We start from the raw sequence: 15,158 nt of genomic DNA, 5'->3' as shown, positions 1-15,158 counted from the left end.
GGAAACTTGTCATTTTTTTCGTTACTATCTATAATGATGAAAGATTGAGACATAGGAGTGAAAAATATGGGATTAACGGCTGGGATTGTTGGATTACCTAACGTAGGTAAGTCCACTTTATTTAATGCAATTACACAAGCAGGAGCAGAATCTGCAAACTATCCATTCTGTACAATTGATCCAAACGTAGGGATTGTAGAAGTACCAGATGAGCGTTTAAATAAATTAACGGAATTAGTAGAACCGAAAAAGACTGTTCCGACTGTATTTGAGTTTACTGATATTGCAGGTATCGTAAAAGGTGCTAGTAAAGGTGAAGGTTTAGGGAATAAATTCTTATCTCACATTCGTCAAGTAGATGCAATTTGCCAAGTTGTTCGTTGTTTTGAAGACGAAAATATTACGCACGTTTCAGGGAAAGTAGATCCAATTGATGATATCGAAACAATCAACTTAGAGCTAATTTTAGCGGACTTAGAGTCTGTTGATAAGCGTATCGAGCGTGTTGCGAAATTAGCAAGACAAAAAGATAAAGAAGCTGTATATGAGCATGAAATTTTAGTTCGTTTAAAAGAGGCTTTTGAAGAGGGGAAACCGGCTCGTACTGTTGAATTTACAGAAGAGCAGATGAAGATTGTTAAAGGCCTTCATTTACTTACAACAAAAGAAATGTTATACGTAGCGAACGTAAGTGAAGACGATGTTATTGATCCTTCAGAAAATAAATACGTACAAATGGTAAAAGAATTTGCAGAAAATGAAAATTCTCAAGTAATCGTTGTATGTGCAAAAATCGAATCAGAAATCGCTGAATTAGACGAGGAAGAGAAAAAAGTATTCCTTGAAGAACTAGGTATTGAAGAGTCTGGTTTAGATCAATTAATTCGTGCAGCATATGACTTATTAGGACTTGCTACTTACTTTACAGCTGGCGTTCAAGAAGTACGTGCTTGGACATTTAAACAAGGTATGAAGGCACCACAATGTGCTGGTGTTATTCATACAGATTTTGAGCGTGGATTTATTCGTGCAGAAACAGTTTCTTACGATGACTTAATGACAAACGGTTCTATGACAGCTGCAAAAGAAGCTGGAAAAGTACGTTTAGAAGGAAAAGAGTATATCGTAAAAGACGGAGATGTTATGCACTTCCGTTTTAACGTTTAATCTAATATTTCCTAGGAAAAATAAAGATATGAGCTTGGCGAATATATTATATGTTTGCCAAGTTTTTTATGTATTGGTGAGTTGATTCATATAACTTACTATGATATAATCTAAACTCGTGAGTAATTACTATAAATTAATTGCTCCTTGCCCATTATGGGCCGTTTAGACCAAAAGGAGGTGAAAGTGTAATGAGAAAGTACGAAATTATGTACATCATTCGTCCTGGCGTTGAAGAAGAAGCTCAAAAAGCTTTAGTTGAACGTTTTGCAGGTGTTTTAACAAACAATGGTGCAGAAATCATTAACACGAAAGAGTGGGGTAAGCGTCGTTTAGCTTACGAAATCAACGACTTACGTGAAGGTTTCTACATGATCTTAAACGTGAACTCTAACGCAGAAGCGATTAACGAATTCGACCGTTTAGCTAAGATCAACGAAGACATCCTTCGTCATATCGTTGTTAAAGAAGAAGAAAAATAATTGATATATAAGGGAGAGTGGTTCGATTGATGAATCGTGTTATCCTCGTTGGTCGTTTAACTAAGGACCCTGACTTACGTTACACGCCCAATGGTGTTGCAGTAGCTACTTTTACGTTAGCTGTGAATCGCGCATTTGCGAATCAACAAGGTGAGCGTGAAGCTGACTTTATTAATTGTGTAATATGGCGTAAACAAGCAGAAAACGTAGCAAATTATTTGAAAAAAGGAAGCTTAGCAGGCGTAGATGGACGTCTTCAAACTCGTAATTACGATGGACAAGACGGTAAACGTGTATATGTAACAGAAGTTCTTGCGGAAAGCGTACAATTTTTAGAGCCGCGTAATGGCGGTGGGGAGCAACGTGGTTCATTCAATCAGCAACCATCAGGAGCTGGTTTCGGTAACCAAGGCTCTAACCCATTTGGTCAATCTAGTAATTCAGGTAACCAAGGTAATCAAGGGAACTCTGGATTTACGAAGAATGACGATCCATTTTCAAATGTAGGTCAACCGATCGACATTTCCGACGACGATTTACCGTTCTAATACAGTAAATTTGTTAGTTTTAACAAAGAATGGAGGGAAATAGACATGGCAGGACGCAAAGGTGGACGTGCGAAACGTCGTAAGGTGTGTTTCTTCACAGCTAACGGCATCACTCGCATTGACTATAAAGATGTTGATTTATTAAAACGTTTCGTTTCTGAGCGTGGTAAAATTTTACCTCGTCGTGTAACAGGGACAAGCGCAAAATACCAACGCAAACTTACAGTTGCAATTAAACGTGCTCGTCAAATGGCACTTTTACCATATGTTGGTGAATAATAGCGTATGAAATGCACAGTAGAGTCGGACTCTACTGTGCATTTTGCTATGCTTTTCTTTTTTGAAAGAGAGGTTAAAATGTGAAACAAACAAAGTTTATTACAGAAGGCGCAGCGTTATTAGCTATATATGTAATTTTATTGCTTATATCTATGTATGTTCCGATTTTAGGTACTGTTGTAACTTTTGTGTTGCCGTTACCATTTATACTATTAACGATAAGATATAAACTATCTAATGTGCTCGTGATTTTTGTAGCAGCACTTTTTGTTACTATTATTGTGAGTCAACCTATGAATTTAGTGAAGACAACTATGTTTGGATTGATAGGGATTGTTTTAGGGTATATGTATAAAACAAGAAAAAAGCCAGTGGAAATCTTAATAGCGGGGACGCTTGCATACTTAATTGGTTTTGTACTTATTTATGTTGCGAGTATAAAGTTTTTCAACATAGATATAATGAAGCAAATGCAAAGTGTGTTTAGTGAAAGTATGGTGCAAAGTGAAAAGATAGTAAGTGCTATAGGTATGCCGATTAGTAAGGAACAAAAAGAGTTACTTACACAAATGAATGATATATTACAATCGTTATTTCCAAGTATACTTGTTCTAGTTTCAGTATGTTTTTCTTGGATTACAGTGATAATATCAGGTAGTGTTTTGAAAAAGTTAAAACATGACATTATACCTTGGCCTAAATTTAAAGATCTACAATTACCAAAGAGTATTGTTTGGTATTACGTTATATTTATTTTGTTAGCAACTTTTATAAAAGTAGATCCAACATCATATTTACATATGGTATTTTCTAACCTATATGTCATATTTGCACTATTGCTTGTATTGCAAGGGCTGACATTCATTTCCTTTTTAGCGTATAGAAAAGGTTTTACTAAAGGGGTTCCTATTATTAGTTTTATTGTATGCATGTTTATTCCGATGCTGTTTCCTCTTGTGACAATCTTAGGTATAATTGACTTAGGGATTTCGTTGCGTTCTAAAATAGGGGAATAAAATAATATTCCTTATACTATTTTAATCTGTTTAACTAACTGGAAGGTGAGTTAGTTTTACTTTATAGGAGTTGTATACATGCCTGAATTTGATAAGAAACAGTGGTTTTTATATCCTGTTTATGTATTGGCATTTTTTGTGTTTGTGCTCATTTCAATTCTCTGTTATTTTCATTTAATTATGGGGATAGCTGCTTTTATCATTTTTTGTATCGTGTTCTTTATCGTTATACGATTTGAACTTAATTTTCAAAGGAATTTCGAAAAGCATACGACAGATATGATTACGAGGGTAAAGAAAGTCAGTAATGAAGCATTTAACCAAATGCCGATTGGTATTTTGTTATACAATAAGGATTACGGGATTGATTGGGCAAATCCTTATTTATCTTCATGCCTGGGACAGCATGCGTTAGCTGGATGGCACCTTTACGATGTATCAGAAACATTACTTCTTTTCATTAAAGGAGAAACTTCTGATGATATAGTCTCTTTAAATAATCGAAAGTTTCGCGTTTTTGTAAGGAAAGAAGAAAAGTTAATTTATTTCTTTGATGTAACAGAACAAACGGAAATCGAAAAGATGTATGAGGATCAACGCACTGTTTTAGCTGTAATTTATTTGGATAATTATGATGAAGTTACACAAGGATTAGATGATCAATTACGTACGAATATAACAAGTCTTGTGACATCGCGACTAAATGAATGGGCACTTAAGTATGGTGCGTATTTAAAACGTGCATCTTCAGAAAGATTCTTCGTTGTGCTAAATGAAAGTATTCTGACGCAGATGGAGAAAGGGAAATTTAGTATTTTAGATCAGGTGCGTGAAGAAACATCTAAAAGGAATATACCACTTACATTAAGTGTAGGTGTCGGATCAGGTGATTTACCTTTGTCAGAGCTTGGGGCAATGGCTCAATCTGGTTTAGACCTTGCGCTTGGGCGCGGTGGAGACCAAGTAGCTATTAAACAAGCGACAGGTAAAGTTAAGTTCTATGGAGGTAAGACAAATCCCGTTGAAAAGCGTACCCGTGTACGTGCTAGGGTCATTTCGCATGCGTTAAAGGATTTAGTATTAGAAAGTAGTAATGTCATTATCATGGGGCATAGGGCTCCTGATATGGACGCAATTGGTGCTGCGATTGGTATTTTAAAAGTGGCTCAATTAAACGAGCGTAAAGGATATATTGTATTAGATGAAAATGATTCTGATAAGGGAATTAAACGCTTGATGGACAAAGTGAAACAAAATGAGGAGTTATGGTCTCATTTTATTACTCCAGAGCAAGCGATGGAATTTGCAAATGATGAGTCGTTACTTGTTGTTGTTGATACGCATAAACCTTCTATGGTGATGGAGCAAAAACTGTTACATAAAATTGAAAATGTAGTAGTTATTGATCATCATCGTCGTGGGGAAGATTTTATTGAAGACCCATTGCTAGTTTATATGGAACCATATGCTTCTTCCACGGCAGAATTGGTTACAGAATTACTTGAGTATCAACCTAAAAATTTAAAGATGACAATGCTAGAAGCGACGGCATTGTTAGCAGGTATTATTGTCGACACGAAAAGTTTCACATTCCGGACAGGGGCTCGTACATTTGATGCTGCTTCTTATTTACGCTCACATGGTGCAGATACTGTACTTGTACAAGAACTTTTAAAGGAAGATATGGATCAGTATTTACGGGTTGCAAAAGCTATAAAAAATGCGTACATTTATAAAAATGGAATTGCGATTGCTAAAGTTGATAGTGATGATTACTACGATCAAGTGCTTATTGCGCAATCGGCAGACACGTTATTAACGATGACAGGGATTATTGCATCATTTGTTGTTGCGAAACGTGGTGAGAATCTCATTGGAATTAGCAGCAGGTCTTTAGGTGAAGTGAATGTGCAGCTAATTATGGAAAACTTAGGCGGTGGAGGGCATTTGACTAATGCAGCCACACAAATGAAAAATGTTACAGTAGATGAAGCTGAGGAGAAGCTTCGATTTGTTATTGATGACTATTTACAGGGAGGCACACAATCATGAAAGTAATTTTTCTAAAAGACGTAAAAGGTAAAGGTAAAAAAGGAGAAATAAAAAACGTACCGGATGGCTATGCAAATAACTTCTTACTAAAACAAGGATTAGCTGCTGAAGCAACAAATAGCAGTATGAAAACTTTAGAAGCTCAAAAGCGTAAAGAAGAAAAAGATGCAGCAGCAGAGCTTGAAAATGCAAAAGAGTTAAAAGAGACTTTAGAGAAATTAACTGTAGAATTAAAGGCGAAATCTGGAGAAGGTGGCCGTTTATTCGGTTCTATTACGAGCAAACAAATCGTAGATGCGATGCAAAAATCACATAAAATTAAACTTGATAAACGTAAATTTGAAATGGATGATGCAATTCGTGCATTAGGCTACACAAATGTAACAGTGAAATTGCATCCGCAAGTAACAGCGACAGTAAAAGTTCATGTTAGTGAACAATAAAAATAAATTAAGCAAGGAGGATTGCGTATGAGTGATGTACTTGCTGATCGTACCCCTCCGCATAATATAGAGGCCGAGCAGGCGGTTTTAGGTGCCATATTAATTGATCAAGATGCGTTAACGTCAGCATCGGAGTTATTGGTACCTGATTCATTCTATCGAACAAAACATCAAAAGATTTTTGAGGTCATGCTTGGATTATCTGATAAAGGAGAACCGATCGACTTAGTAATAATGACATCAGCGATGGCTGATCAAGGATTACTAGAAGAAGTTGGTGGAGTGTCTTATCTAGCAGAGTTAGCAGAAGTTGTTCCAACAGCTGCTAACGTTGAATATTATGCACGTATCATTGCTGAAAAGGCACTTTTACGCCGTTTAATTCGAACAGCGACTCATATAGTGTCGGATGGATACGAGAGAGAAGATGACGTGGACGGCCTTTTAAATGAGGCCGAGAAAAAAATATTAGAAGTATCCCATCAAACGAATGCAAAAGCATTTCAAAATATTAAAGATGTTCTTGTGGATGCTTATGATAAAATTGAACTTTTGCATAATCAAAAAGGTGAAGTTACTGGGATACCAACTGGATTTACTGAATTAGATAAGATGACGGCAGGTTTCCAGCGAAATGATTTAATCATTGTAGCAGCACGTCCGTCAGTAGGGAAAACTGCATTTTCATTAAATATCGCACAAAACGTAGCGACGAAAACGGATGAAAATGTAGCGATTTTTAGCTTGGAGATGGGCTCCGATCAGCTTGTTATGCGTATGCTTTGTGCAGAAGGAAATATCGATGCGCAAAGACTTCGTACCGGGTCACTAACTTCTGATGATTGGGCGAAATTAACAATGGCGATGGGGAGTCTTTCAAATGCCGGTATATATATTGATGATACACCGGGAATTAAGGTAAATGAGATTCGAGCAAAATGTCGTAGACTAAAGCAAGAACAAGGTCTTGGAATGGTTTTAATTGACTACTTACAGCTTATTCAAGGAAGTGGGAAATCAGGTGAGAACCGTCAGCAGGAAGTATCTGAGATTTCTCGTACTTTAAAAGGGATTGCACGTGAATTGCAAGTGCCTGTTATTGCCTTATCACAGTTATCTCGTGGTGTAGAATCTCGTCAGGATAAACGCCCGATGATGTCTGATATTCGTGAATCTGGAAGTATTGAGCAGGATGCTGATATTGTAGCTTTCCTATATCGTGAAGATTACTATGACCGTGAAACGGAAAATAAAAATACGATTGAAATTATCATTGCAAAGCAACGTAACGGTCCAGTAGGTTCAGTGGAACTTGCATTCGTCAAAGAGTTCAATAAGTTCGTTAACTTAGAACGACGCTTTGAGGATGGGGCATAAAGGCAGTATAAAAAAGAAACACATTTCTTATAATAAGATGTGTTTCTTTTTTTATGGGGTAAAGATAAGGCTTTCATAAGGTGAAAACATAATTCTTACGAACGAAAATGATTTTTGATAAAAAAATGTTCGCTTTTTGGTTGACTTCTTTTTCGGTTTTGGTACAATTATATTGTTTGAATAGATCGTTTGAAAATTGCGGAGGTGCTTTAATAATGTCTTCAGTAGTAGTTGTAGGAACACAATGGGGCGACGAAGGAAAAGGTAAAATCACTGATTTTCTTTCTGAGCATGCGGAAGTAGTTGCAAGATATCAAGGTGGAAATAACGCGGGACATACAATTGTTTTCGGCGGAGTTAAATATAAGTTACACTTAATTCCATCTGGTATTTTCTATAAAGAGAAAATTTGTGTAATCGGAAATGGCTTAGTAGTAGATCCGAAAGCATTACTTGAAGAGTTAAAATACTTACACGACCGTGGTGTAAGTACTGATAATTTACGTGTAAGTAACCGTGCACACGTTATTTTACCTTATCACTTAAAACAAGATGAGTTAGAAGAGGCTAGTAAAGGTGATAACAAAATCGGTACAACGAAAAAAGGTATCGGTCCTGCATATATGGATAAAGCTGCTCGTATTGGTATCCGTATGGCTGATCTTTTAGATCGTGAAGCATTTAAAGAGAAGCTTGAGCGCAATTTAGTAGAGAAAAATCGTTTGTTTGAAAAAATGTACGATACAGAAGGTTTCAGTGTAGAAGAAATCTTTGAAGAGTACTTCGAATATGGACAACAAATCGCACAATATGTATGCGACACATCTGTTGTATTAAATGATGCACTAGATAACAATCACCGTGTATTATTTGAAGGTGCACAAGGTGTTATGCTTGATATTGACCACGGTACGTACCCATTCGTTACATCTTCTAACCCGATTGCGGGTGGTGTAACAGTTGGAACTGGAGTTGGTCCTGCGAAAGTTACTCGCGTTGTAGGTGTATGTAAAGCATATACAAGCCGTGTTGGTGACGGTCCATTCCCTACTGAACTTAATGATGAAATTGGTCATCAAATTCGTGAAGTTGGTCGTGAGTACGGAACAACAACTGGTCGTCCGCGCCGCGTAGGTTGGTTCGATAGCGTTGTTGTAAGACATGCGCGTCGTGTTAGTGGTTTAACGGATCTATCATTAAATTCTATCGACGTTTTAACAGATATTCCGACTCTTAAAATTTGTGTTGCTTACAAATACAATGGCGAAGTTATCGATGAAGTTCCAGCAAACTTAAACATTTTAGCAAAATGTGAGCCTGTATATGAAGAGCTTCCAGGTTGGACAGAAGATATTACTGGTGTAAAATCATTAGACGAGCTTCCTGAAAATGCACGAAAATACGTAGAACGTGTTTCTGAGTTAACAGGAATTCAATTATCTATGTTCTCAGTTGGACCAGATCGTAACCAAACGAATATTGTTCGTAATGTATACGAGGCTTAATTGATATTTTAAGAAAAAACTCATGTCCGCATGAGTTTTTTCTTATCTTTTATAAAAAAATGAAAAAAAGTATTGCGAAGAATACAGAATACATGTTATGATACATCTTGTCGTCACGAAAATATGACGTTGGTGAGTATGAGCCATTAGCTCAGTTGGTAGAGCATCTGACTTTTAATCAGAGGGTCGAAGGTTCGAATCCTTCATGGCTCACCATTTTATTTTTCGTGGCCCGTTGGTCAAGTGGTTAAGACACCGCCCTTTCACGGCGGTAACACGGGTTCGAATCCCGTACGGGTCATGTTTTTTTTATGCTTATTTTTGGTCCCGTGGTGTAGTGGTTAACATGCCTGCCTGTCACGCAGGAGATCGCCGGTTCGACCCCGGTCGGGACCGCCACTTTTGTTTATACCACCATTAGTGGTTTTATATATAGTTTTGGCTCGGTAGCTCAGTCGGTAGAGCAGAGGACTGAAAATCCTCGTGTCGGCGGTTCGATTCCGTCCCGAGCCACTCTCAGGATATTAAGTGGGCCCACTTAATATCCTTTTTATTTATGTAATTTTACAAAACTGAGTAGTTATTTTAAAATAGAACGAGGAGCCTCTAGCAGTTGAAGCTAGAGGTTTTTCTATAGATCGTATAGGATTCCGTGTAAAAGTGGATCATACATGAGTCTATGAGAATAGAGGAGAAAATACTTAAACAAAGGATGCGGTCATATAGGACATACTATGTAAACATCAATATGTTTAGGGATTATTGACCATATTTTTATAAGGAGGAAATAGACGATGATGGGAAAGAAAATTTTAGTAGTTGATGATGAAAAGCCGATTGCAGATATTTTGAAGTTTAACCTAGAAAAAGAAGGTTTTGAAATAGTAATGGCGCATGATGGTGATGAAGCAATTGAAAAAGCTAATGAAGAACAACCAGATATGGTTTTATTAGATATTATGCTACCAGGTAAAGATGGCTTAGAGGTTTGTCGTGAAATACGTAAAAGTTCAGAAATGCCGATTATTATGCTTACAGCAAAGGACTCTGAGATTGATAAAGTATTAGGGCTTGAGCTTGGGGCAGATGATTATGTAACGAAGCCATTTAGCACGAGAGAATTACTTGCTCGTGTGAAGGCGAATTTACGCCGTCACCAACAAGGTGGTGCTGCAGAAAAAGAAGAAAATACAGAAATGGTTATTGGACCAATTGTTATTAATCCAAATGCATATAGTGTAACGAAGCGCGAGGAAAATATCGAGCTTACACATCGTGAATTTGAGTTGCTACATTATTTAGCGAAACACTTAGGACAAGTTATGACACGCGAACATTTATTACAAACAGTTTGGGGTTATGACTATTTTGGAGATGTGCGCACAGTAGACGTAACAGTACGTCGTTTGCGTGAAAAAATTGAAGATAATCCAAGCCATCCTACTTTAATTGTAACTAGACGTGGAGTAGGGTATTACTTGCGTGACCCAGAGCAGGAATAGTATATGAAGAAAGTTGGTTTTTTTCAATCTATTCATTTAAAATTTGTGCTTATATATATGCTATTAATATTAATAGCGATGCAAGTTATTGGGGTATATTTTGTAAGGGAATTAGAGAAGAGCCTAGTACAAGGTTTTAGGGATTCTTTAACGCAGCAAACAAACTTATTATCATATAACTTGAAACAAGAATTTAAAAAAAGTTATACAAAAGCAGAAACAGAGTCAACAGATGAAACGATTAAAACTTCTATTCGAAAGTTTGCCTCTGATCAAAAAAAAGTTATACAAGAGGTAAGTGTATTTGATTCGCATAGAAAGTTACTGGCTATTTCAGATGAATCAAAGCAGAATAAGGTGAATAGAACATCAACTGATATAGCTGTTCAGCGAGTGTTGGTGCAAAAAAAGCCAGAAGTGAAAATTGAGAAGGATGGTAGTACAGGCCATCGTGTTCAAGTTATGCTTACTCCGATTCTAGATGATAATGGTAAGGATGCGCTTGGTGTTATATACATCGTTGCATCTATGGAAGATGTATATAAACAAATGAAGGATATAAATCAAATTTTTGCTACGGGAACAGTAATTGCCTTATTAGTAACGGCCGTACTTGGGATTTTATTGGCTCAAACAATTACAAGACCAATTTCAGATATGCGGAGACAAGCAATCGAAATGGCAAAAGGAAATTATTCGAGAAAAGTAAAGGTGCATAGCCATGATGAAATTGGACAACTGGCATTATCCTTCAATAATTTATCAAAAAAATTACAACAAGCGCGTTCTTCTACAGAAAGTGAAAGGCGTAAACTATCATCTGTTTTATCTCATATGACAGATGGAGTAATTGCTACTGACCGAAAAGGGGATATTATTTTACTAAATGACCCTGCGGAAAAAATGTTAAATGTTTCTCGTGAAACAGCGCTCGATCAATCTGTTTTAGAGGTATTAGGGATACAGGAAGAATTTACGCTCGATCATTTATATGAAGAGCCAGATTCTGTTTTATTAGATTTTAGTACGAGAAATGAACCATATATTTTACGTGCTAGTTTCTCTGTTATTCAAAAAGAAACAGGGAAGGCAAATGGTTTAATTGCCGTATTATATGATGTAACAGAGCAGGAGCGTATAGAAAGGGAACGCCGTGAGTTTGTGGCGAATGTCTCTCATGAATTAAGGACGCCATTAACGACGATGCGCAGTTATTTAGAGGCACTTACAGATGGAGCATGGCAGGATCCGAATATTGCACCACAATTTTTAACGGTTACACAAGAAGAAACAGAAAGAATGATTAGACTTGTAAATGCGTTGTTACAGCTATCTAAACTTGATAGTACAGAGCACCGTTTAATGAAAGAATGGGTCGACTTTACTGATTTCTTTAATAATATTATTGATCGCTTTGAAATGTCTAAAGAACAAAATGTAAGTTTCAAACGATCTTTCTCTAAGAAGTCTAGGTTTATTGATATGGATACTGACAAAATTACTCAAGTGCTGTATAACATTATTTCTAACGCATTAAAGTATTCACCAGAAGGTGGAACAGTAACATATCGCTTACGTGATCGCGGTGATTTATTAGAAATTAGCGTAAGTGACCAAGGAATGGGTATTCCAAAAGAAAACGTTGATAAAATCTTTGAACGTTTTTATCGCGTAGATAAAGCTCGTTCAAGACAAATGGGTGGTACGGGACTTGGATTAGCAATTGCAAAAGAAATGATCGAGGCACATGGTGGCTCTATTTGGGCGAAGAGTGAAGAAGGAAAAGGGACAACTATTTATTTCACGTTACCAATGGCAGCAGATGAAGAGGACGATTGGGAATGAGTATGGAAAACTTTAAAACAATAGTTTTAATTAACCTAGTTGTAATTAGCCTGTTTCTTACTTTTAACCTATGGACGTATGTGCCAGATTCTACATCCATGCAAAATGCAAAATTTGTACAGGGCAATGAAGGAACGAATCAAACTAAAATTTCCGATGTTGTCCGTCCTACTTCTATCATCGTGCATAAAGATAAAAATCATTATGGGAGCAGAAGAGAGGCAGATATAGAATCAATCTATAAGCCTTTGGAAGTAGGGGAGCTACATGAGTTTAGAGAGATATCAATCACTAAGGGTGATTTCCTATCCTATGTGCATGGTGAAGGGAAAATTGAACTTGTTTTCCCTACTGATATCCCATTTGATGCAGTTAAATCTATGTTTAACATGAAAGAGAAAAGTACAGATAAGCCTAAATATTTTAATCGTATTCTCCTTGATCCTTCTAGGAGTAAGGATCAAGAAATTAAAATTAACTTTGTTTCTGATGGTGATAACTTTAAAATATATGAGGCAAAATTAAGTGGTGTGTATTTAAAAGATATTGTAAATGCTCAAAATCAATTTATAGTATCAGCAAAGCCCTATTTTGATTATCAAATCAATGATATGAAAAAGTTATTTTTACCAGATGGCACGACAGAGTTAAACAATATAACATATATTTCATCTAATTTAGCAGTTGATACGTTTAAGAATGCTCTGTTTAGTGATCCTCGTTATTTAAGTCCGATTACTGAGATATCGAAAGAAACATTTACAGATGGTATTAGATCCATGGAAATTGAAAACGATCGTCACATGCTAAAGTATAAAAACTCTTCTGTCTTAACTGAGAAAACGATAGATAATTTAATGCTGTTACAAAAAAGCTTTGAATTTGTAAGTGGTCACAGTGGAAGTTTGGATTCATATCGTTTGGACTATATGAATAAAGGAGAGACAGTATTTCGCTTACATGAAGATGGATATTCCGTATTCAATACAGATGGATTAGCTGAATTGAGACAAAAATGGGGATCAGAAGAAGTAATGGAATATGAAAGACCGTTGCTGTCTTTAAATACTAAAGGCATAGAACAGAAAGTTACTCTTCCGTCAGGGCATGTTGTAATAGCATCCCTAGAAAATAATCCAGAGATAAAGAAACAAGTAATTAAGGATATTGGTATTGGATACAAGTTATCACTAGATGGGCAAGTAGTTCGACTACAACCAATTTGGTATGTAAAGCTTGTTGAAGGTGAAACGGGTAAACAGCAAATCTATGAGTGGAGTGAGGGAGGACTAAATGGATTGGGATCGAATTAAAACCATATTTATTGTGACCTTTTTTGTTTTGGACCTCTTTCTCATTTTTCAATTCATTCAAAAGCAAGATAGTAATCAATTGGAGCTTATTGCAGAAACAAAGATAGATCAAGAATTAAAAGCAAATAAAATTACTATAGGGAATATCCCTAAGGAACCGAAGAAAGAGTCATTTATTAGAGCGGAAAATAAAGCCTTTAAAGAAGATGATATACAGTCTTTGAAAAATCAAACGGCGCATATACAAAATATGTACACGATAGAAAGTAAGCTAAAAGAGCCTTTTTTAAATACGAAATCATTATCAAAAGATAAGTATAATGAATTTTTGAAGAACTATGTATTGGATGGACAAAAGTATGAATTTGGAGCGGTGAAAGACTCTAAAATTTATTTCTTCCAAAAATATAAAGATAAGCCTATTTTCTATAATAATCAGGCGATGATTGTTGTGGAATTAAATGAAAAAAATGAACTTGTTTCATATACGCAGACAATGCTAACTGATTTAAAAGAAATGGGCGAAGGTGAAAAAACGAAAGAGCAAGAAATTATTACGGCTCAAACAGCTTTAGAAAATTTGTATTTAAAAAATAAAATTCATGGAAATACACATGTTAAAGAAGCGCAAATTGGTTATGCCACTCTTACCGCATCTACTTCTAATAACCAAGTACTTGCTCCAACGTGGAATTTAAAAACGGAGCAAAAGCAGGACTTCTTTGTGAATGCAATTGAAGGACAAGTTATGGAATTAGGGGAAAAGGAAAATCAAGTGGTTGATGAACATACTGGAGTGAGAAATAATGGGGTTGCATTTTAGCGTACTTGCAAGTGGAAGTACAGGAAATATGCTATACGTAGGAACCGATGAAAAAAAATTACTAGTCGATGCAGGTTTAAGTGGTAAAGCGACAGAGGCTTTATTTAAACAAGCAGAACTGAATATAAATGATGTATCAGGTATTCTTGTAACACATGAGCATAGTGATCATATTAAAGGGTTAGGTGTATTGGCGCGAAAATATGATTTACCCGTTTATGCGAATGAGAAAACATGGAATGCAATGGAACATTTAATAGGAAATATCCCAACTGAGCAAAAATTCATTTTCTCAGTTGGGGATGTGAAAACATTTGGTGATATTGAAGTCGAATCATTTGGAGTTTCTCATGATGCGGCAGAACCGATGTTTTATGCTTTCCATAACAATAATAGGAAATTAGCGCTTATTACAGATACGGGATACGTAAGCGACCGTATGAAGGGCGTTATTAAGGGAGCTAATGCTTTCGTGTTTGAAAGTAATCATGATGTGGAAATGCTTCGTATGGGACGTTACCCATGGAGCATTAAACGACGCATTTTAAGCGACGTTGGGCATGTTTGTAATGAGGATGCTGCATTAGCGATGGCAGATGTAATTACAGATGAGACAAAGCATATTTATTTAGCCCATTTAAGCTTAGATAATAACATGAAAGAACTAGCTCGTATGTCAGTATCACAAGTACTAGAGGAAAAAGGATTTGGAGTGGGTGAATCCTTTGAAATTCACGATACAGATCCAAAAATGCCTACAAAAATTCAATACGTATAATTCTTCATTTTAGTAAACAATAAAGGTG

Annotated in this window: 14 protein-coding genes and 4 tRNA genes; all 18 read left to right on the top strand. The window is 36.2% G+C overall.

All coding sequences use genetic code 11. The features are described 5' to 3' along the window. Window positions 1-66 precede the first annotated feature (66 nt). The 18 genes from ychF to BM089_RS24615 all read left to right on the top strand — a co-directional run bounded on the left by ychF (window position 67) and on the right by BM089_RS24615 (window position 15,130). Complete coding sequence (ychF, locus tag BM089_RS24700; RefSeq protein WP_000524670.1) at window positions 67-1,167, top strand: redox-regulated ATPase YchF; 1,101 nt, start codon at window positions 67-69, stop codon at window positions 1,165-1,167. A 191-nt stretch (window positions 1,168-1,358) separates the two neighbouring features. After that, the gene (rpsF, locus tag BM089_RS24695) at window positions 1,359-1,649 is read left to right on the top strand and encodes a 30S ribosomal protein S6 (protein WP_001233781.1); all 291 of its coding nucleotides are present in this window, start codon (window positions 1,359-1,361) and stop codon (window positions 1,647-1,649) included. A gap of 26 nt (window positions 1,650-1,675) precedes the next feature. Then, a complete protein-coding gene (ssb, locus tag BM089_RS24690; protein ID WP_002094213.1) occupies window positions 1,676-2,197 on the top strand; it encodes a single-stranded DNA-binding protein in 522 nt (173 codons plus the stop codon). Between the two features lie 45 nt (window positions 2,198-2,242). Beyond that, window positions 2,243-2,476, top strand: coding sequence for a 30S ribosomal protein S18 (gene rpsR / locus BM089_RS24685; RefSeq protein WP_000918873.1), 234 nt, complete (start codon window positions 2,243-2,245; stop codon window positions 2,474-2,476). A gap of 80 nt (window positions 2,477-2,556) precedes the next feature. Next, complete coding sequence (locus BM089_RS24680) at window positions 2,557-3,492, top strand: YybS family protein (RefSeq protein WP_090978347.1); 936 nt, start codon at window positions 2,557-2,559, stop codon at window positions 3,490-3,492. Window positions 3,493-3,570: 78 nt separating this feature from the next. Then, window positions 3,571-5,544 (top strand): DHH family phosphoesterase, encoded by a 1,974-nt coding sequence (locus tag BM089_RS24675; protein ID WP_001113779.1) that lies wholly within the window; start codon window positions 3,571-3,573, stop codon window positions 5,542-5,544. Next, on the top strand, window positions 5,541-5,987 hold the full coding sequence (gene rplI, locus BM089_RS24670) for a 50S ribosomal protein L9 (protein WP_000864223.1): 447 nt from the start codon (window positions 5,541-5,543) through the stop codon (window positions 5,985-5,987). Before BM089_RS24675 ends, rplI begins: the two co-directional genes overlap by 4 nt. A gap of 27 nt (window positions 5,988-6,014) precedes the next feature. Then, window positions 6,015-7,364: a replicative DNA helicase gene (dnaB, locus tag BM089_RS24665; protein ID WP_001286147.1), complete on the top strand. Its 1,350-nt coding sequence runs from the start codon at window positions 6,015-6,017 to the stop codon at window positions 7,362-7,364. 215 nt (window positions 7,365-7,579) lie between these two features. After that, on the top strand, window positions 7,580-8,869 hold the full coding sequence (locus BM089_RS24660) for an adenylosuccinate synthase (protein WP_000100230.1): 1,290 nt from the start codon (window positions 7,580-7,582) through the stop codon (window positions 8,867-8,869). Between the two features lie 140 nt (window positions 8,870-9,009). Further along, a tRNA-Lys gene (locus tag BM089_RS24655) sits at window positions 9,010-9,085 on the top strand. A gap of 13 nt (window positions 9,086-9,098) precedes the next feature. Next, window positions 9,099-9,170, top strand: a tRNA-Glu gene (locus BM089_RS24650). Window positions 9,171-9,192: 22 nt separating this feature from the next. Continuing rightward, a tRNA-Asp gene (locus BM089_RS24645) sits at window positions 9,193-9,268 on the top strand. A 41-nt stretch (window positions 9,269-9,309) separates the two neighbouring features. Next, window positions 9,310-9,382 (top strand) — tRNA-Phe (locus BM089_RS24640). A gap of 281 nt (window positions 9,383-9,663) precedes the next feature. After that, complete coding sequence (gene walR, locus BM089_RS24635; protein WP_000971865.1) at window positions 9,664-10,371, top strand: cell wall metabolism DNA-binding response regulator WalR; 708 nt, start codon at window positions 9,664-9,666, stop codon at window positions 10,369-10,371. A gap of 3 nt (window positions 10,372-10,374) precedes the next feature. Then, window positions 10,375-12,216, top strand: coding sequence for a cell wall metabolism sensor histidine kinase WalK (walK, locus tag BM089_RS24630; RefSeq protein WP_000755367.1), 1,842 nt, complete (start codon window positions 10,375-10,377; stop codon window positions 12,214-12,216). After that, entirely contained in the window at window positions 12,213-13,529 is a 1,317-nt protein-coding gene (gene yycH, locus BM089_RS24625) for a YycH family regulatory protein (RefSeq protein WP_075719576.1), read from the top strand. The genes walK and yycH overlap by 4 nt, the downstream gene beginning before the upstream one ends. After that, the gene (locus tag BM089_RS24620; RefSeq protein WP_000383720.1) at window positions 13,510-14,352 is read left to right on the top strand and encodes a two-component system regulatory protein YycI; all 843 of its coding nucleotides are present in this window, start codon (window positions 13,510-13,512) and stop codon (window positions 14,350-14,352) included. The genes yycH and BM089_RS24620 overlap by 20 nt, the downstream gene beginning before the upstream one ends. Beyond that, window positions 14,336-15,130 carry an MBL fold metallo-hydrolase gene (locus tag BM089_RS24615; RefSeq protein ID WP_000522837.1) on the top strand — a complete coding sequence of 265 codons (795 nt, stop codon included), beginning with the start codon at window positions 14,336-14,338 and terminating at the stop codon, window positions 15,128-15,130. The genes BM089_RS24620 and BM089_RS24615 overlap by 17 nt, the downstream gene beginning before the upstream one ends. Window positions 15,131-15,158 lie beyond the last annotated feature (28 nt).

The sequence above is a fragment of the Bacillus sp. 5mfcol3.1 genome (assembly GCF_900114335.1).
In the GTDB taxonomy this organism is placed as follows: domain Bacteria; phylum Bacillota; class Bacilli; order Bacillales; family Bacillaceae_G; genus Bacillus_A; species Bacillus_A thuringiensis_S.
This window is presented reverse-complemented; position numbering and strand designations above follow the sequence as displayed.